Annotated in this window: 16 protein-coding genes and 1 pseudogene; 5 read left to right on the forward strand and 12 right to left on the reverse strand. The window is 68.8% G+C overall.

Annotated elements, in window-relative coordinates; all coding sequences use genetic code 11:
- Positions 1 to 109 precede the first annotated feature (109 nt).
- On the forward strand, positions 110 to 655 hold the full coding sequence (locus IEW34_RS01305) for a TetR/AcrR family transcriptional regulator (protein WP_308424353.1): 546 nt from the start codon (positions 110 to 112) through the stop codon (positions 653 to 655).
- Between the two features lie 52 nt (positions 656 to 707).
- Here IEW34_RS01305 and cynS read toward each other — a convergent pair whose 3' ends face one another.
- From cynS to IEW34_RS01325, 4 genes are read right to left on the reverse strand one after another with little or no spacing between them, the layout of a single operon-like run.
- Positions 708 to 1,190: a cyanase gene (gene cynS / locus IEW34_RS01310; RefSeq protein WP_188607323.1), complete on the reverse strand. Its 483-nt coding sequence runs from the start codon at positions 1,188 to 1,190 to the stop codon at positions 708 to 710.
- Positions 1,191 to 1,230: 40 nt separating this feature from the next.
- Positions 1,231 to 2,124 (reverse strand): ABC transporter ATP-binding protein, encoded by an 894-nt coding sequence (locus IEW34_RS01315; RefSeq protein WP_188607324.1) that lies wholly within the window; start codon positions 2,122 to 2,124, stop codon positions 1,231 to 1,233.
- A gap of 8 nt (positions 2,125 to 2,132) precedes the next feature.
- A complete protein-coding gene (ntrB, locus tag IEW34_RS01320; RefSeq protein WP_188607325.1) occupies positions 2,133 to 2,972 on the reverse strand; it encodes a nitrate ABC transporter permease in 840 nt (279 codons plus the stop codon).
- Positions 2,973 to 2,974: 2 nt separating this feature from the next.
- Positions 2,975 to 4,327, reverse strand: a complete 1,353-nt coding sequence (locus tag IEW34_RS01325; RefSeq protein WP_188607326.1) for a CmpA/NrtA family ABC transporter substrate-binding protein — start codon at positions 4,325 to 4,327, stop codon at positions 2,975 to 2,977.
- A gap of 186 nt (positions 4,328 to 4,513) precedes the next feature.
- Between IEW34_RS01325 and IEW34_RS01330 the strand changes: the two genes are divergently transcribed.
- Together IEW34_RS01330 and IEW34_RS01335 are read left to right on the forward strand one after the other, a co-directional pair.
- Positions 4,514 to 6,463 (forward strand): sigma 54-interacting transcriptional regulator, encoded by a 1,950-nt coding sequence (locus IEW34_RS01330; RefSeq protein WP_244641677.1) that lies wholly within the window; start codon positions 4,514 to 4,516, stop codon positions 6,461 to 6,463.
- Between the two features lie 85 nt (positions 6,464 to 6,548).
- Positions 6,549 to 6,878: pseudogene (locus IEW34_RS01335) on the forward strand (endonuclease domain-containing protein); the annotation flags it as partial.
- Between the two features lie 81 nt (positions 6,879 to 6,959).
- Here the strand turns inward: IEW34_RS01335 and IEW34_RS01340 are convergent.
- Positions 6,960 to 7,970 carry an NADP-dependent oxidoreductase gene (locus tag IEW34_RS01340; protein ID WP_188607327.1) on the reverse strand — a complete coding sequence of 337 codons (1,011 nt, stop codon included), beginning with the start codon at positions 7,968 to 7,970 and terminating at the stop codon, positions 6,960 to 6,962.
- Positions 7,971 to 8,238: 268 nt separating this feature from the next.
- Between IEW34_RS01340 and fumC the strand changes: the two genes are divergently transcribed.
- Complete coding sequence (fumC, locus tag IEW34_RS01345; protein ID WP_188607328.1) at positions 8,239 to 9,651, forward strand: class II fumarate hydratase; 1,413 nt, start codon at positions 8,239 to 8,241, stop codon at positions 9,649 to 9,651.
- A 47-nt stretch (positions 9,652 to 9,698) separates the two neighbouring features.
- Here the strand turns inward: fumC and IEW34_RS01350 are convergent, their stop codons facing one another.
- The 5 genes from IEW34_RS01350 to IEW34_RS01370 all read right to left on the reverse strand — a co-directional run bounded on the left by IEW34_RS01350 (position 9,699) and on the right by IEW34_RS01370 (position 14,400).
- The gene (locus tag IEW34_RS01350; RefSeq protein WP_188607329.1) at positions 9,699 to 10,145 is read right to left on the reverse strand and encodes a hypothetical protein; all 447 of its coding nucleotides are present in this window, start codon (positions 10,143 to 10,145) and stop codon (positions 9,699 to 9,701) included.
- Positions 10,146 to 10,552: 407 nt separating this feature from the next.
- The gene (locus tag IEW34_RS01355; RefSeq protein ID WP_244641679.1) at positions 10,553 to 11,188 is read right to left on the reverse strand and encodes a MarC family protein; all 636 of its coding nucleotides are present in this window, start codon (positions 11,186 to 11,188) and stop codon (positions 10,553 to 10,555) included.
- A gap of 263 nt (positions 11,189 to 11,451) precedes the next feature.
- Positions 11,452 to 12,660 (reverse strand): ABC transporter substrate-binding protein, encoded by a 1,209-nt coding sequence (locus tag IEW34_RS01360; protein WP_188607330.1) that lies wholly within the window; start codon positions 12,658 to 12,660, stop codon positions 11,452 to 11,454.
- A gap of 183 nt (positions 12,661 to 12,843) precedes the next feature.
- The gene (locus IEW34_RS01365; RefSeq protein ID WP_188607331.1) at positions 12,844 to 13,167 is read right to left on the reverse strand and encodes a 2Fe-2S iron-sulfur cluster-binding protein; all 324 of its coding nucleotides are present in this window, start codon (positions 13,165 to 13,167) and stop codon (positions 12,844 to 12,846) included.
- Positions 13,168 to 13,170: 3 nt separating this feature from the next.
- Positions 13,171 to 14,400, reverse strand: a complete 1,230-nt coding sequence (locus IEW34_RS01370; RefSeq protein ID WP_188607332.1) for a cytochrome P450 — start codon at positions 14,398 to 14,400, stop codon at positions 13,171 to 13,173.
- A gap of 104 nt (positions 14,401 to 14,504) precedes the next feature.
- Here IEW34_RS01370 and IEW34_RS01375 point away from each other — a divergent pair, with 104 nt between their 5' ends.
- The gene (locus tag IEW34_RS01375; RefSeq protein WP_188607333.1) at positions 14,505 to 15,032 is read left to right on the forward strand and encodes a MarR family winged helix-turn-helix transcriptional regulator; all 528 of its coding nucleotides are present in this window, start codon (positions 14,505 to 14,507) and stop codon (positions 15,030 to 15,032) included.
- A 315-nt stretch (positions 15,033 to 15,347) separates the two neighbouring features.
- Here IEW34_RS01375 and pcaDC read toward each other — a convergent pair whose 3' ends face one another.
- On the reverse strand, positions 15,348 to 16,529 hold the full coding sequence (gene pcaDC / locus IEW34_RS31030; protein WP_188607334.1) for a bifunctional 3-oxoadipate enol-lactonase/4-carboxymuconolactone decarboxylase PcaDC: 1,182 nt from the start codon (positions 16,527 to 16,529) through the stop codon (positions 15,348 to 15,350).
- Complete coding sequence (locus tag IEW34_RS01385) at positions 16,529 to 17,644, reverse strand: lyase family protein (RefSeq protein ID WP_188607335.1); 1,116 nt, start codon at positions 17,642 to 17,644, stop codon at positions 16,529 to 16,531. The genes pcaDC and IEW34_RS01385 overlap by 1 nt, the downstream gene beginning before the upstream one ends.
- Positions 17,645 to 17,684 lie beyond the last annotated feature (40 nt).

A 17,684-nucleotide genomic window follows, 5' to 3' on the forward strand; every position in this document is an offset into this window, starting at 1 on the left:
GGTTGCCGCCTCATGTCAATCGACTTATGTAACAATCACTATGGAAAAAATATCCAAGGTGCGAGGCCGGCCGCGCGCATTCGATCGAGATGCCGCGCTGGAGGCGGCCATGAGACTGTTCTGGCTGAAGGGATTCTCCGCCACGTCGGTGTCGGACCTGTGCGCTGCCATGGGCGTTACCCCGCCCAGCCTGTACGCCGCATTCGGCAGCAAGGAGCAGCTCTACGTCGAGGCGATCCGGCACTACGAGGCGCGCGGCGGCCCGTCCATCTGGGGGCCTATGGCCGAGGCTCGTTCGGCGCGGGAGGCCATCGAACGGTACCTGATGACGTCGGCCGAGGTGCTGACCTCGTCGGACCATCCCCCAGGCTGCATGGTCGTACTGTCGACGGCGCGCGAGGAAGGGTGCCCCGCCATCGGCGCCGTCGTTGCCGAGCTTCGGGCGGCGGCCTACGAGGGGTTGAGGGCGCTGCTCGCGGCCGCCGTCGAAAGCGGCGAATTGCCGATGTCGGTCAACATCGCACAACTGGCGCGCTTCGCGCTCTGTGTCCAGCAAGGCATGTCGATCCAGGCCCGCGAGGGTGCCAGCCGCGAGGATCTGGAGGGCGTGGCGCAGGCCGCCATGGCGGGATGGGACGGGTTGGTCCGCCCGTGAGATTTCTTAAATCGCCGGATGGCCGGGTCGAACCGGACCATCCGGCGAATACTCAAGCTTCCTTGAAGCCGTATTCAGGAATGCCCTGCTCGTTGCCATAGTATTTGTACGGCAGGAACTTGCCGGACATGGAGATCTTCACCCGGTCGCCGCGCGGATTGGGCTCGCGCTCGAACTCCATGTTGAAATCGATGGCCGACATGATGCCGTCGCCGAACTCCTCCTCGATCAGTGCCTTCCAGGCGGGGCCGTTGACCATCACCAATTCGTAGAAGCGGTAGATCAGCGGATCGGTCGGCGGCATCGGGCTGCCGCGCAGCGGCACCTCGTTCAGCATGCGCTCCTCCGCCTCGGAGAGCCCGAACAGCTCGGCCGCGGCGCGGGCCAGCGGCTTCACCAGCTTCATCTGGCCGAGCAGCGCGCCGACGACCAGGACCGGTGACATGCCGCCGATCTCGTCGGTGATATACTTCCAGCTCCAGCCCCTCTCACGCTTGATGTCGAGGATCTTCTCGGTCAGGTCGGCTCGCTTCATGGCTTTTGTCTCCGTGTCGAAGTGTTTTGAAATGTAGAGGTCAGGTCATCGCGCGCAGCGCGCCGGACTGCGAATGATGGAGCGTCACGATCGGCGGGTGGCGCGGATCGTAGCCGTCGGGCGGCGCCTCGCGGAAGGCACTGCTGCGCGCCACCAGGAAGTCCATCAGATGGTTGCGCAGGCTGTAATAGGCCGGGTCGTGGTGCAGGCCGGAGCGGCTGCGGTCGGCGGCCAACGGATTGATGACGATCTCGGCGATGCGCGCACCCGGCCCGTTGGTCATCAGGACGATGCGGTCGGCCAGGTAGATCGCCTCGTCCACGTCGTGGGTGATCATGTAGACGGTCTGGCCGGTGTCGCGGCAGATGCGGCGGGCCTCCTCCTGCAAGGTGCCGCGGGTCAGCGCGTCGAGGGCCGAGAAGGGCTCGTCCATGAGCAGCATCTTGGGCTCGATGGCGAGCGCCCGGGCGATGCCGACGCGCTGCTTCATGCCGCCGGACAGCTCGGCCGGACGCTTGTGCTCGGCGCCCGCGAGGCCGACGGCGGCGATGGCGCGGCGCGCCCGTTCCTCCACCTCCGCCTTGGGCGCGCGCCGCCAGCGCGAAGAGACGGCATAGGCGACGTTGCCGAGCACGGTGCGCCAGGGCAGCAGGGCATGGCCCTGGAAGATGACGGCGCGATCGAGGCCGGGCCCGGCAAGTTCGCGCCCCTCCACCAGCACGACCCCTTCGCTCGGCCGATCGAGGCCGGCCAGGATGTTGAGGATCGTCGTCTTGCCGCAGCCGGAATGGCCGATGACACAGACGAACTCGCCCCGGTTCACCTTGAGCCACAGGTTCTCGAAGATGGTGGTGCTCGCCCCGCCGGAAGCCGGATGGCCCTTGGCCCCATAGCGCTTGGCTATGCCCTCGATCGAAATCACCGGATCGGTCATGAGCGGCCTCATTCGGGAAACGTCACGAGTCGCCCGAGCCGGGCCAGGGCCTGATCCAGGATCATGCCGACGACGCCGATGACCAGGATGGCGACGATCACGTTGGTGATCGACAGATTGTTCCACTCGTTCCAGACGAAGTAACCGATGCCGGTGCCGCCCACGAGCATCTCGGCCGCGACGATGACCAGCCAGGCGATGCCGACGGAGATGCGCATGCCGGTGACGATGGTGGGTGCAGCCGCCGGCAGGATGACCGTGAAAGCGCGCCGGAGCGGTCCGACCTCGAGCGTGCGGGCGACGTTGAGCCATTCGCTCCGCACGCTGGCGACGCCGAAGGCGGTGTTGACCAGCATCGGCCACAGCGAGCAGATGAAGATGACGAAGATGGCCGAAAGCCCGGAATCCTTGATGGTGTAGAGGGCGAGCGGCATCCAGGCGAGCGGCGACACCGGCTTCAGGATCTGGATGAACGGATCGAGCGCCCGGCTCATCAGCGGCGACATGCCGATGAGGAAGCCGAGCGGGATCGCCACCACCACCGCCAGGAGATAGCCGAGCGCCACCCGGCCAATGGAATAGGCGAGCTGGATACCGAGGCCCTTGTCATTGGGACCATTGTCGTAGAAGGGCCGCTTCAGGTGCTGCCAGATGGTGGCGCCGACATCGAGCGGACCGGGCATCGCCGACTTGCCGGTGGTGGCCGTCGCCCCCATCAGCTTGGCATACTCCGGATCCATGACCTGGGTCGGGCCGGTACCTTGGGTGGCGACATGCCAGGCCGCGAGGAAGAGGGCGAGGACCAGCAGCGACACCGCGAGGGCCCGCGCGCCGAGAGAGGCGTGCATGATCAGACCCGCTTGATGGCGAAGCTAGCGATATAATCGTCCGGCTTGGACGGATCGAACGTCTTGCCCATCACCGCGAAGGTCTTGCTGGTTGCTGTGGGCGGCGTGAGCCCTGCCTCGCGCATCAGCCGGGCCGCATCGGTTGCCAGGTAAACCTCCGTCGCGATCTTCTGGTAGTCGACGTCGCCCTTGATCTGCCCCCAGCGCTTCATCTGCGTCATGATCCAGATGGCGAAGCTCTCCCAAGGGAAGGGATCGAAGTCGATGCGCTTGGGATCACGCTTCACGTTGCCCAGGCCGTCGGCATAGGTCCCCGTGAGCACCTGCTCGACCACCGTGACCGGCTGGTTGAGGTAGTTGGCGGGCGCGATGGCCTCGGCGATCTGCTTGCGATTCTCGGTCTTGGCGGCGAAGGCGGTCGCCTCGATGATAGCCTTGAGCAGGGCCGCGTAGGTGTTGGGCTGGCCGGTGACAAAATCCTTGGAAGCGGCAAAGGCGCAGCAGGGGTGGCCGTCCCACAGCTCCTTCGACAGTAGATGGATGAAGCCGACCCCGTCATAGACGGCGCGCTGGTTGACCGGATCGGGCGCCAGGAAGCCGTCGATGTTGTCGGCCCGCAAATTGGCGACCATCTCCGGCGGCGGCACGGCGCGGATCTGCACATCGGTGTCGGGGTCGATCCCCGCCTCGGCCAAGTAGTAGCGCAGCAGGTAGTTGTGCATGGAATAGTCGAAGGGCACGGCGAACTTGAAGCCCTTCCAGGACTTGGGGTCGCGCTTGTCCTTGTGCTTCATAGCCAGGGTGATGGCCTGGCCGTTGATGTTCTCCACCGCCGGCATGGTATAGGGGATCGGGGCGGAGCCGACGCCCATGGAGATCGCCAGCGGCATGGGCGACAGCATGTGCGCGGCGTCGTATTCCTTGTTGATGGTCTTGTCGCGGATGACGGCCCAGCCCGCCGTCTTCACCACCTCGACGTTGAGCCCCTGCTTGGCATAGAAGCCCATGGGCGCGGCCATGATGATCGGCGTGGCGCAGGTGATCGGGATGAAGCCGACCTTGAGGTCGCTCTTCTCGGGCTTGCCCGCCTGGGCGAAGGCCTCGCTCGCCGTGCCGAGCGGGAAGAACTGTGCCACGGCCGCCGCCGCGGTGGAGGCGCCGACCGCCTTCAGGAAGGCCCGCCGCTTCATGTCGTCGGGGAACAGCGCTCGCATCACCGCGCCTTCGACCACGCGGCCGGCCTGCGCCTCGGCCGAGAGGCTGTCGTGCTCGGCCTGGCTGGCGTGGCGGCCGCAGGAACACCCGGTCTTGAAGAAGCGGGTCGCTGCACTGAACGGGTTGTCGAAGAGCGCCATCGGTCCCTCGCTGGATAGATGGCTCTGGTAGGTGCAACCGCCGTGCCAGAATGCTCGCAAGACCGACGTCCCTTGTCCGCCAAGGCCTTGACAGGCCCTTGCCCTATCGCCAGATCGCTACGATATTTCGTCGCCAACGAATTTTCGTAGGGCGCGCTACGATATCTCGCAGAGGAACTGACGCGAGTGCCTGCGGCCGATGGACAGGGAGCGGATGGGGGGCTGGGCCTCGCCTTCGAGCATGGGACGGAGCCGGCCCTGGTCATCGACCCGGCCGCCGATCTCGTCGTCGACGTCAATCCGCGGGGCGCCGCCCTGCTCGGCTACGAGCGGCAGGCGCTGCGTGGCACCCGCGCCAGCGCGCTGCATCCGGGCCAGTTGCCGGCGCTCATCGTCTTCAGCCAGGCGGCGCTGCTGAAGCGGAGCTACTGGACCCATGCCCTCATGCCTCGGCACGCCGAGGGCCATCTGCTCAAGCTCGAGTATTCGGCCTCCGCGCTGCCGAACGGCGCCTCGACCTGGCTGCTCGTCACCATGCAGGACATCGAAGCGCGCCAGCGCCGCCTCATCGACCGGGAGGCGGACCTGTTCATGCGCAGCGGCATCGCCGAGTGGCAGCGCGCCGAACGCTTCTTCCAGGACATCGAGCGCGAGAACCGGCTGATCCTGAGGGCCGCCGGCGAAGGCATCTACGGCGTCAACGCGGAGGGGATCACCACCTTCGTCAACCCGGCGGCGGAGCGCATGCTGGGCTGGAGCGCGGCCGAGATCGTTGGCCGCGACATGCATGCCACCGTGCACCACAGCCATGCGGACGGCCGCCATTATCCGCACGAGCACTGTCCGATCTACGCCGCCTTCCGCGACGGCTCGGTGCACAAGGTCGACAGCGAGGTGTTCTGGCGGAAGGACGGCGCGCCGCTCTTCGTCGAATACACCTCGACGCCGATCCGCGACGGCGGCCAGCCGATCGGCGCCGTCATCGTCTTCCGCGACATCACCCTGCGGCGCGAGGCGGAGGAGAAGCTGCGCACGGCGCTGGCCGAAGTCGACAGCCTGCGCGAGCGGCTGGAGCGGGAGAACGAATACCTCAAGGAGGAGATCCGCAGCGAAACCCGGCACCGCGGCCTCATCGGGCGCAGCGCCGCCATCCAGACCATCGCAAGCCAGATCGAGCTCGTGGCCCCCACCGGCGCCACGGTGCTGATCACCGGCGAATCCGGCACCGGCAAGGGACTCGTGGCGCGGGCCATCCACGAGGCGAGCCCCCGGGCGGCGCGGCCGCTGATCCGCGTCAATTGCGCCGCCGTGCCGCGCGAGTTGTTCGAGAGCGAGTTCTTCGGCCACGCCAAGGGCGCCTTCACCGGCGCGGTGCGAGACCGGATCGGCCGCTTCGAGCTCGCCGACGGCGGCACCCTGTTCCTCGACGAGGTGGGCGAGATCCCGCTCGAGCTCCAGGGCAAGCTGCTGCGGGTGATTCAGGAGAAGCAGTTCGAGCGCGTCGGCGAGGAGCGCACGCGCGAGGTCGACGTGCGCATCATCGCTGCCACCAACCGGTCGCTGAAAGACGACGTGAGGGCCGGCCGCTTCCGCGAGGACCTCTACTGGCGGCTCGACGTGTTCCCGATCGAGACGCCGCCGCTGCGCGAGCGCCCGGGCGACATTGCCGTGCTGGCCCAGCACGCGCTCGACGAGGTGACGCGGCGGCTCAACCTGCCGCAGTTGGGCCTCACCGCGGCCGACCTCGACAAGCTCGCCGGCTACGGCTGGCCCGGCAACGTGCGCGAGATCGAGAATGTCATGGAACGCGCGGCGATCCTGGCCGCCAACGGCCGCCTGCGCATCGAGCTGCCGGCGAGCGGTGCCGACGACGCGCGCCAGGCCCCGGCCCAGCCGGGCCCTCACGCCGGTATCCTGACCGAGAGCGCCCGCCGCCGCCGCGACCGCGACAACATCCTGCGCGCGCTGGAGGCGGCCGGTGGCAAGGTGTTCGGCGAGGACGGCGCGGCAAGCCTGCTGGAGATCGCGCCGACGACGCTGATCTCGCGGATGAAGGCGCTCGGGGTGAAGCGGCCGGGCGCTGCCCCCGCCCCCTCCACCGCCTCCGGCGGTCCCCCTCCCCCGCTGCGCGGGTGAGGATCGGGCGGAGCGCAGACGATTCGGGCATCCTCCTCCGCGCAGCGGGGGAGGGGGACCATGCGCAGCATGGTGGAGGGGGCAATTGCGCGCACCGAGCAAGACAGTCCAGCGCGCTCGCGCACTGCGGCGCGAGATGACTCTGCCGGAGGTGCTGCTCTGGCGCGAGCTGCGCGGCGGCCGATGCGGCGGGCTCCGGTTTCGGCGTCAGCACCCGATCGGGCCCTACGTGCTCGACTTTTACTGTGCCGATCGCAAGCTCGGCGTCGAGGTCGACGGCATGGCTCATGCGGGCGCCGAGCAGGCCGCCCATGACGAGCGACGCGGCACCTGGCTTGCGGCAAAGGGGATCACCGTGGTGCGGTTCAACGCGTCCGACGTACTGAGGGAAGAGACACGGCTCGACGTGCTGGACACGATCATGGCGGCAGCGCGGGACAGCCCCGCCCCCTCCACCGCCTGCGGCGGTCCCCCTCCCCCGCGGCGCGGGGGAGGATCAGGCGATGTGCACCAGCATCTTGCCGAAGTTCTCGCCGGAGAAGAGCTTGAGGAAGGCGCGCGGGGCGTTCTCCAGCCCCTCTTCCACCGTCTCCCGCCGCTTCAGCTTGCCGGCTTTGATCAGCGCCCCGGCCTCGGCCATGAACTGCGGCTTGAGATCCAGGTGATTGCGCACGACGAAGCCTTGCAGCTTGAGGCTGCGCATGATGGCGAGGCTGAGGTTGGAGGGCCCGGGCGACGGCGTCACATCGTTGTACTGGGCGATCATCCCGCACAGCGCGATGCGGCCGAAGGTGTTCATATGGTTGAGCGCGGCCACCAGATGAGGGCCGCCGACATTCTCGAAATTGACGTCGATGCCCTTGGGAAAGGCATGACCGACGGCTTCGGTCAGGTCGCCGCAGGTGCGGTAGTTGAGGGCGGCGTCGATGCCGGCCTCGTCCAGCAGCCAGCTGCACTTGTCGTCGGAGCCGGCTGAACCGACCACGTAGCAGCCGCGGGCCTTGGCGAGTTGGCAGGCGACGGAGCCCACGGCACCCGCCGCGGCGGAGACGAACACGGCGTCGCCGTCCTTGAGCTCGGCGATGCGCATCAGGCCGACATAGGCGGTGAGCCCCGGCGCGCCGAGGGCGCCGAGGAAAGCCTCGACGGGGGCCAGGGCCGGATCAACCTTCTCGAAGCCCTCGGCCGGCGCCACCGCATAGTCGCGCCAGCCGTGCATGTGGAAGACATAGTCGCCTTCGGCGAATTGCGGTGAGCGGGAGGCGACGACGCGGCCAACGGCGCGGCCGTCCATCACCTCGCCGACCTGGAACGGCCGGGCGTAGCTCTTCTGGTCGATCATCATGCCGCGCATGTAGGGATCGACCGACATCCATTCGTTGCGCACGACGATCTCGCCGTCGCCGGGCGCCCGCACCGGCACGGTCGCCAGCTCGAAATGGCTCGCGTTCGGCAGACCGACCGGCCGCGACGCCAGGCGGATTTCACGGGAACGTTGCTCGCTCATGCGCTTCCCCCAAGCTTGAATTCGTGGTGGCGGCACTAGATCACGTCGCGCATCGGTGTGCATCAGGCGGCCGCGGTCAGCGTTCGCGCGGAGGGACGCCGAGGCACCGGAACTGGAACGATAATAATTTCAACTTCAATGGCTTAGTCCGATAATCGGCCGCTGCCCCCTGTCCATCGCTGCCCGCGATGAGCTATGAGCAGGGCGACTGTCATGGACGCGGCCCGCTCGGCAGGGGCTGCCACCCGCTCAATCACGGAGCTCGACGATGACCAGCAAGGCCAAGTTTCGCACCGAAGAGGATGCCCTCGGCGACGTCGAGGTGCCGGCAGACCGCCTCTGGGGCGCGCAGACCGAGCGCTCGCTCGAGAATTTCCGCATCGGCGTCGATCGCTTCCGCTGGGGACGCCCGGTCATCCGGGCGCTCGGGATCCTGAAGAAGGCGGCGGCGCTCGCCAACGGCGACCTCGGCCAGTTGCCGCCGGACAAGGTGGCACTGATCGTGCGCGCCGCCCAGGACGTCATCGACGGCCGCCTCGACGGCGAGTTCCCCCTGGTCGTCTTCCAGACCGGCTCGGGCACCCAGACCAACATGAATGCCAACGAGGTCATCGCCAACCGGGCGATCGAGCTTGCGGGCGGCGAGATCGGCTCCAAGAAGCCGATCCACCCCAACGACGACGTCAACCGCAGCCAGTCGTCCAACGACACCTTCCCGACGATGATGTATGTCGCCGCCGCCGAGCAGCTCACCGGCGCCCTGCTGCCGGCGGTCGGCAAGCTGCGCGACACTCTCGATGCCAAGGCCGACGCCTATCGCGACATCGTCATGATCGGCCGCACGCATCTCCAGGACGCGACGCCGCTGACCGTCGGCCAGCTCATCTCGGGATGGGTGGCACAGCTCGACCACGGCATCGCCGCGGTGGAACAGGGCATGAAAGGCCTCTTCGACCTGGCCATCGGCGGCACGGCCGTCGGCACCGGGCTCAACGCCCCCGCGGCCTTCGGCGACGTCGTCGCACGGCACATTGCCGAGGAGACCGGCCTTCCCTTCGTCTCGGCCACCAACAAATTCGCCGCCCTCTCCGCCCACGACGAGATGGTGGTGGCGAGCGGGGCCGTGCGGGCGCTCGCCGGCGCGCTGATGAAGATCGCCAACGATGTGCGCTTCTACGCCTGCGGGCCCCGGGCGGGCTTCGCTGAGATCAAGATTCCGGAGAACGAGCCGGGCTCCTCGATCATGCCGGGCAAGATCAACCCCACGCAGTGCGAGGCCCTGACCATGGTGTGCGTGCAGGTGTTCGGCAACGACCACGCGGTCGCCTTCGCCGGCTCCCAGGGCAACTTCCAGCTCAACGTCTATAAGCCGGTGATGCTGCACAACCTCCTGGTCTCGGGCGAACTGCTGACCGACGCCTGCCATTCGTTCAACGACCATTGCGCCGTGGGCATCGAGCCGGACGAGCGGCGCATCCGTGCCAACCTCGACAACTCGTTGATGCTGGTGACGGCGCTCAATCCGCACATCGGCTACGAGAAGGCGGCGCAGATCTCGCTCAAGGCCTACCGCGAGAACCTGTCGCTGCGCGAGGCGGCGCTCCAGCTCGGCTACGTCACCGGCGAGGAGTTCGACGCCTGGGTCAAGCCGGAGGACATGACCCGCCCGTTGGCGTCGTAACAGCGGCTCGACCTATGGAGGGCGCCGCCGTGGATCTCGGCTGAGGTTCAGGCGGCCCTTGGCTGGCGGTGAGGGTGGAGGGGGGCGCTGATGCGCCGCTTGTCCTGTGCGCCCTGGAGGACGAAGGAGACGAGGGCCTCGTCGACCTGCTCGGCCTCGCGGACGATTTCGAGGGCGGCGGCGACGCCGGCCTCGGTGGGGCCGTTGCCTGCGGCGAGGGAGGTTGTGAGCCAGGCGGCGATGTCGGCGTCGACGCGTCCTGTTGGGCGCATGGACCAGACGACGAAGTCGACGATGAGGCGGACGAAGAGGTCGTCCCAGGCGGTGGGCTTGTCGTCGATCATGCGGTCGAGGGCGATGAGGAGGTCGGCCTCGTCGCGGTGCATGATGTCGTGGGGGAGGATGCGTGTTGCGAGCTCGCGCACGTCGTTGCTTGAGATTTTGGCGGCATCGAGGGTGCGTTCGGCGAAGGCGTGCAAGGATGTCTTGATCATGACTTGAGGCCTCTCCGGCGAATTGTTTTGGTTGCCGGTGTTGTTCCTGTTGTGGCTCAAGCATTGCGCGTTGGATCTGGCCAATGAGTTAACGGGGAAGTGTGAACGTCTGTTCAGGTTAAACGAAGCTGACGCGGCTTAGTTCATGAAGTCTTGCGTTGGCATTCCGTTAAGCTTCCCAAATCCTTGACGCAGGGACGCCGCAGCGAGGCGCCGCGCCCGGCGAGGCCATGCCCTGTGGGCCGGCGGCGGCGACGGCGGCGGCGGGCGCGGCAGCTTTCGACCTGGAGGATGGCTGCCCGGGTCAAGCCCGGGCATGGCCCGGGAGGTCGGCGCCGTGCACCCATGCCGTCATGGTCGGGCTTGACCCGCCCCTCCACCCTTCAAAGCAGAGCCAGCCGTGCCCCTTATGCGCGCCAGCCGGGAAAGAGGTCGCCAAGGGCGCCGACGATCATCTCGGCGGCGATCGCCGCCAGAATGATGCCCATCACTCGCTTGGAGATGGAGAGCGCGGTCGGCGACAGGCGGCTGGCGAGCAGCGGGGCGCAGGCCAGCAGGATGGCGAAAAAGACGAGATAGCCGATGAGCCCGGCATAATAGCCGATCAGGCCGGCCGGGCCGGTCGCCGTCTGCGCGAACACGATGATGGTGGCCATGGTGCCGGGGCCGAAGGCGATCGGAATGCCGAGGGGATAGATGCCGACGTTCGTCGCGGTCTCGAAGGTCTGCCGTTCGGCCTCCGTGCCGTGATGGGCGCTGCTGTCCTCGCCGTGCAGCATCGACAGCGCGATCAGCAGCACGATGAGGCCGCCGGCCAAGCGGAAGTGCGAGACGTCGATGCCGAACATCGCCAGCAGCTGCTGGCCCGCCAGCGCGCAGACCAGCGAGCCGACCGCGATGGTCACGATCATCCCCACCATGGCACGGCGACGCTCCGCCGGCGGCTGGTCCGCCGTCAGCGCCAGGAACACCGGGATGGTGCTGAGCGGGTTCATGATGGCGAACAGCGCGGCGAACAGCTTCGTTGTCGTAACCCAGTCCACCGCTTGCCCTCCCCGTCCAGCCGTATCGCGATCAGGTGTCGCGAGTCGCCCCAGCTTCAAGCTCGCCCAGCATGCCCTGCCGTCTGCCCTGTACAGCGGATCGGGACCTGTTGGGAAATCGGGATATCCTGGGGGGCGGCGAGACGGGCCGGACCGCACCGCGTGCGATCCGGGTGAGCGCGCATTCAGGCGTGGCCGATGCCGTGTGCATGTCCCGATCGGACGGCCTTATCCGACCGGGCCGGAGCGCCCTTGGGTGTGGACTACTTCAGCATCGGGCAGCCGCCTTCCGAGATCGGCCGGAAGGCCTTGTCCGCCGGCACGGTCGCCACGAGCTTGTAATAGTCGAAAGGATACTTCGACTCCGCGGGGCTCTTGACCTCGAAGAGGTGGATCGGATGGATGCCGCGGCCGTCCGGCCGCACGGCGAAATCGCCGAACAGCTTGTCCTGGAACGGCGCCTTCTTCATCTCTGCGACGACGGTCTTGCCGGTATCTGTGCCGGCGGCGGCCACGGCCCTGAGATAGGCCATCGTGGCCGAGTAGACGCCGGCCTGGTTGCTGCTGGGCATCTTGCCGTCCATGCCCGGCCGGGCGCCGAAGCGCTTGCCGAAGGCGCGGGTGTCGTCGTTCAGGTCCCAGTAGAAGCCCTCGGTCAGCAGCAGGCCTTGCGCGTTCTTGAGCCCCATGGCGTGCACGTCGTTGATGAAGGCGAGAAAGGCGACGAGCTTCTGGCCACCCCTCTGCAGGCCGAACTCGGCCGCCTGCTTGACCAGGTTGATGGTGTCGGCGCCGGCGTTGGCGAGGCCGATGACCTTGGCCTGCGAGCTCTGGGCCTGCAAAAGGAACGAGGAATGATCGGCGGTGTCGAGCGGATGCTTGGCCGAGCCCAGCACCTTGCCGCCATGCTTGAGGATGTAGTTGGTGGCCTCCGCCTCGATGCCCTGGCCGAGCGCGTAGTTGACGGTGATGAAGAACCAGGTGTCGCCGCCCCGCTGCATCATGGCTGCGGCGGTGGTGTTGCCGGTGGCCCAGGCGTCGTTGACCCACTGCACCGTATTGGGTGAACAGGCCTTGCCCGTCAGGTCGGACGTTGCGGTGGCCGAGGCGAGGAAGGTCATCGCCGTGTCGCGCAGCAGCGAGTTGACCGCAAGGCCGACCGATGAGTTCGGCACGTCGACGACGGCGTCGACCTTGTCGACATCGAGCCAGCGCCGCACGATGGCGGAGCCGATGTCCGGCTTGTTCTGGTGATCGGCGAAGACGACCTCGACCTTGATGCCCTTGCCGCCGCCGGCGAAGTCCTCCGCCGCCATGCGTGCGGCCTCGACCGAGCCCATGCCGTTGGTGTCCTGGAATGGACCCGACATGTCGGTCAGTACGCCGACCCGGACGACATCGTCCGAGACCTGCGCCATCGCCGCCCCGGTCCAGGCCAGCGACACCGCGAACGCCCAACAGGCCACCCTCATCTGCTCCTCCCCGTCTTTTTGTCGCCGCCTATGCTCAGACCACTTGCCCGCGCCCCGCGCAATCGGACGTTCGGACGAGCTGGAGTCGAGTGGTTTTTCTTGAATCATCATCCCGCTCCGGGCCCTCGTTGGGAAGATGATCCTGCCCAAAAGGGGCTCCACTTTCTCGGATCAGGGTCCAGCTCAGGTCTGTCGGTCCGGCAGGCGCACGAGGAGGCCGTCCAGCGCCGGCGTGACCTCGATCTGGCAGGCGAGACGGCTGGTCGGCTGCCGCTCGGCCGCGGTGCCGTCGAGCAGCGCGTCCTCGTTCTCCGACATCGGCACCAGTCGCCCGATCTGCTCGTCGTCCACATAGACATGGCAGGTGGCACACATGGCGTTGCCGCCGCATTCGGCCAGGATCTCCTCGATGCCGTGCTGGGTGGCGCCCTGCATGACGCTCGCGCCCACGGCGATCTCGATCGCGTCCTGCCGACCGTCGGGGTGGACGAAGATGACCTGCGGCACCGATCAGGCTCCCTCGATGGCGAGCGGCAAGCTCTCGAGCCCCCGCAGCGTGTTGTTGTAGCGGCGCTTGACCGGGCCGCTGACGGTGATCGAGCGGGCTTTGCGCGCGAGCGCTGACAGCAGCACCTCACCCTCCAGCCGGGCTACCAACTGGCCGACGCACATGTGGATACCGGAGCCGAAGCCGACGTGACCGCTGGTGCGGCGGGTGATGTCGTAACGCTCCGGATTCTCCCAGCGGCGCGGATCCCGGTTGGCGGCGCCCAGGAACATCAGCACCTTCTCGCCCTCGCCGATAGCGACGCCGCCGAGTTCGACCGGCCGTGTCGTGGTGCGAAAGAAGGTCTGCACCGGGCTCTCGAAGCGCACCGCCTCCTCGAAAGCGTTGCGGGCAAGGCCGGGGTCGTCGCGCAGGCGCTCCCACTCGTGCGGGAAGCGCGCCAGGCAGTAGAGCGCGGCACCGATGCCGTTGACCGTGGTGTCGAGGCCGGCGCTGAGCAGCGAGCGCACCAGCAGCGGCGCCTCGGCGTCCGTGATCTCGCCGCTGTCCACGTGGGCATGGACGCAGGCGCCGAAGCCGCCGGGGCGCAAGCTCTCCCGCTGGCACTGAGCCTGCACATAGGCCTGGTGCGGCGCCGAGCGCTCGATCGCCGACTGCCGCAGGGCGTTCGGCGGCCCGAAGGCGTTGAAGACCAGGCCGGCATAGGGCAGCAGGTTCTCGCGGCCCTCCGCCTTCAGGCCGACCGCATCGGGAAACACCGACAGCGGGTAGGCTTCGGCCACGTCGGCGATGCCGTCGATGCGGCCGCGCGCCACGATCTCGTCGACCGTCGCGTCGGCCGCAGCAGCGAAGCCGTCGCGGATCTGCTTCATCACGGCCGGCGACAGCACCCGGCTCAGCACGGCGCGGGTGCGGGTGTGGGCAGGCGGGTCCGCCTCGAGAATCAGGCTCGGCGGCCGCCACGGCGTCTCCTTGGCGAAATCGCTGAGGCCGACGCCACGGCTGGAGCAGAAGGTCGCCGGGTCGTTCAGCACCGCATGCACCTCGGCGTAGCGGGCGACGGCGAAGACGTTCCACTTGGCGAGATAGACGACGGGGCCGGCCTCCCGCAGCGCCTCATGGATGGGATGAGGATCCTCGAAGAAGGCGTCGGAGAAGGGATCGACGTCGGACACCGGCGCGGACGACGGCGCCTGCCGGATGTCCCGCGGCTCGACCTGCGGCGTGATCATGCTCACCTCCCTGGAGTGCGGAGCCATGCGGCCGGGGCCCGCCGAAAAACGCATGACGAAGGGCAGCCGATGCGCCATATCGGCGGCAAGGATCGGAAGGCGCGATGGCCAGGGGCAGGACGGCGAGCGACGAGGACGTGCGAGGCCGCGAGACGGCAGCGCCGCGGCTCGACCTCGACCGCTACGTGCCGGCGCTGCTCGCGTTCCTCGCCAACAAGCTGGCCAAGACGGCGACCACCACCTACCAGCGCCGCTTCAAGGTCAACGTCACGGAATGGCGGATCCTGTCGCTGCTGGCCATCGAGCCGGCAATTCCGGCCGCCCGCATCTGCCACGTCATCGGTTTCGACAAGGGGCCGGTGAGCCGCACGCTGGCAGCGCTGCAGGGCAAGGGGCTGGTCGATGTCACGGTCGACCCGGGCGACGCGCGCCGCCGGCTGATCAGCCTCACGGACGCGGGAACCGCCCTGCACGATCGCATCATCCTGGTGGCGCTGGAGCGCGAGCGGCGCTTGCTGTCGTGCCTCACGGCCGAGCAGCGGAACACGCTGATCCACCTCCTCGGCGCCCTGCACGACAATTTGCCGGCGGTCACCCGGCCGGGCGACGCCACTCCCGATAGTGGACGGTAGAGCGGGATCCGAACCTGCGACCCCCTCGTCCCGAACGAGGTGCGCTCCCCGCAGCTCCGGCTCAAGCCCGGCCATGACGCTGAGAGCGACGCGCGAGGCGCTTGAATCGGCGAACGGCACACGGAACGATATCGGGCAGCGCCGCTTCTGGCCCCGGGGAGTGCTCGGCCGCCGCGGCGTCGCCACGCGGATTCGCGGAGCCGCCTCCATCTCGTCCCTCCCGTGAGTGCGGCTTGTGCCGCCTTGTTCAGATCGATTCTATCTCCCACAAATCCGTTGCTTTGGCAACCATTAATCAAGCCCGCGCGGCGCGCTTCAGGCCTCGTCGGCCAGGGTTTTCAGGATCTCGCCGGCCTCCGCGAAGGCCGTGTTGGCGGCCGGCACGCCGGCGTAGATCGCCGTCTGCATCAGCGCCTCCTTCAGCTCGTCGCGGGTGAAGCCACCGCGCGCCAGGCCGGCGCGGGTGTGCAGGCGGAACTCCTCCCAGCGGCCGAGCGCGGCCGTGATGACGACGACCAGCAGGCGACGGGTGCGCTCGTCGAGCCCTGGCCGACCCCACACCTCGTGCCAGGCGATGCGGGTGATCATGGCCTGAAAGTCGGCGTTGAACGGCGTGCGGCGGGCCAGCGACTGGTCGACCCAGGCATCGCCCAGCACGCGCCGGCGGTTGGCAAGGCCCGCCGCAAACAGGGTGTCGGCGGCTGCCTCCGCCGGCTCAAGGGGCAGCAGCGTCCGCCGCAACGCCGCGGCGAGCTCGGCCGGCGCCTCGACCGGGGCGAGGTGCGCGGCATCCAGATGCGCCACCTCGGCACCGGGGATGACGGCGGCGATCCTGTCGCCGTGGCCGGCGAAGGGCGTCGAGATGTCCCGGTCGCCGGCGACGACGACGCAGGGCGCGGCGATGGCGCTTATACGGTCGATGAGCTGCATGTCGCGGATAGCGGCGCCGGCGCCGATGTAGCCGGCTGGAGCCATGGCGAGCAGCCCGGCGCGGAAGCCCGCCGCGATGTCGGGATGGGCGCGCACGAAGCCGGGCGCCAGGAAGCGCCCCATGGCGAGATCGGCGATGGCCGCCATGCCGCCGGAGCGGATCAGCGCGATGCGGTCGGCCCAGGCTGCCGGATCGAGGGCGGCGGAGGTGCAGACGAGGCCGAGCCCAGTGACGCGTCCCGGCGCGGCGAGCGCGATCTCCATGGCGATCATGCCGCCGAGCGACACCCCCGCAACGGCCGCCCGCTCGATGCCGGCCGCATCCATGACGGCGAGCACGTCGGCGGCGAGCCCGGCCAGGGTGTAGTCGCCCTCCGGCGCATCGGAGGCCCCGTGGCCGCGCGTGTCGATGCGCAGCAGCCGGAAGGCCGGCAACAGGTGCGGGATGGCCCGGTCCCACAGGCCCATGTCGGTGCCGATGGAGTTGAGCAGCACCAGCGGCGGCCGCTCGGGAGCGCCGTCGAGCTTCCAATAGAGGCGAATGCCGTCGCGGGTGGTGAAGGGCATCAGGACGAGCTCCGGTAGGCGGCGATGAGGGCGGCGACGATGGCCTGGGATTCGCCGATGTCGTGGCCGAGGCCGGCTTGGGCGAGGTTGCGGGCGATAGCGGCGTCGTCGATGTCGAGGCCTTCGGCAACGCAGGCCATGGCCTCCGCGGCGCCGGCGGCCAGCATGAACAGCTCCGCCAGCGCCGGGCCTTCCGCCTGCCAGCCGCCGAGCCCGCGCTCCTCCTCCTGCGCCATGCCGGCGAGCACTCCGGCGACGAGCCCGGGCGCCCGCACGGCGGCGGCGAGCGCGACCCCGCAGCCGGTGGGATTGCGCTTGTGAGCCATGGCGGACGAGCCGCCGCGGCCGGGCACCGCCGGCTCGCGCGCCTCGCCGATGGCGTTCTGCGCCAAGAGGGCGACGTCGCGCGCCATCTTGGCCATGGCGCCGATGGCAATGCCGAGCGCCGTGGCGAGGCCTGCCACCCCGTCGCGGCGGCTGTGCCACGGCCCCGGCGGCGACACCAGGCCAAGCTCGGCGGCCATCCGGGCGGCGACCTGCTGGCCCTTGCCGGCCAGCCCGGCGCGCGTGCCGGCGGCGCCGCCGAGCTGGAGGGCGACGGCCGTTGCCGCCTCCCGCGCCAGCCGCGCCCGGGCGCTGGCGATGCCCGCCAGCCACTGGGCGATGCGCAGGCCGAAGCCGATCGGCAGCGCATCTTGCAGCAGCGTGCGGCCGATGGCCGGGACGGCGCCGTAGCGCTCGGCGAGCGGCGACAGCGCCGCCGCGAGGCGCGCTAGATCGGCGTCGAGCAGACCGACGGCGACCCGGGCCTGGCTCATCAGCACCGTATCGGCGAGGTCCTGGCTGGTGGCGCCGTGATGCACGGCCTTGGCGACCGCCGGGTCATCGGCGAGAACCTGTCGGAGCCGGGCCACCAGCGGAATGGCCAACGTGCCGGCGAGCGCGGTCTCGTCGGCGAGTTCGGCCGCATCGATGGCGATGGTGGCGCAGGCACGAACGATGGCCGCCGCGGCCGCCGCCGGGATCAGCTTTTCGGCCGCCTCCGCCCGGGCCAGGGCGGCCTCGAACGCGAGCGCCGCCTCCAGCGTCGCCTTGTCGTCGAAGGCGACCAGCATGGCCGGCGTTGTCGCCGGTCGCAGGCGTAGCAGGGCCGTC

The organism is Chelatococcus reniformis, from assembly GCF_014640075.1.
GTDB lineage: Bacteria > Pseudomonadota > Alphaproteobacteria > Rhizobiales > Beijerinckiaceae > Camelimonas > Camelimonas reniformis.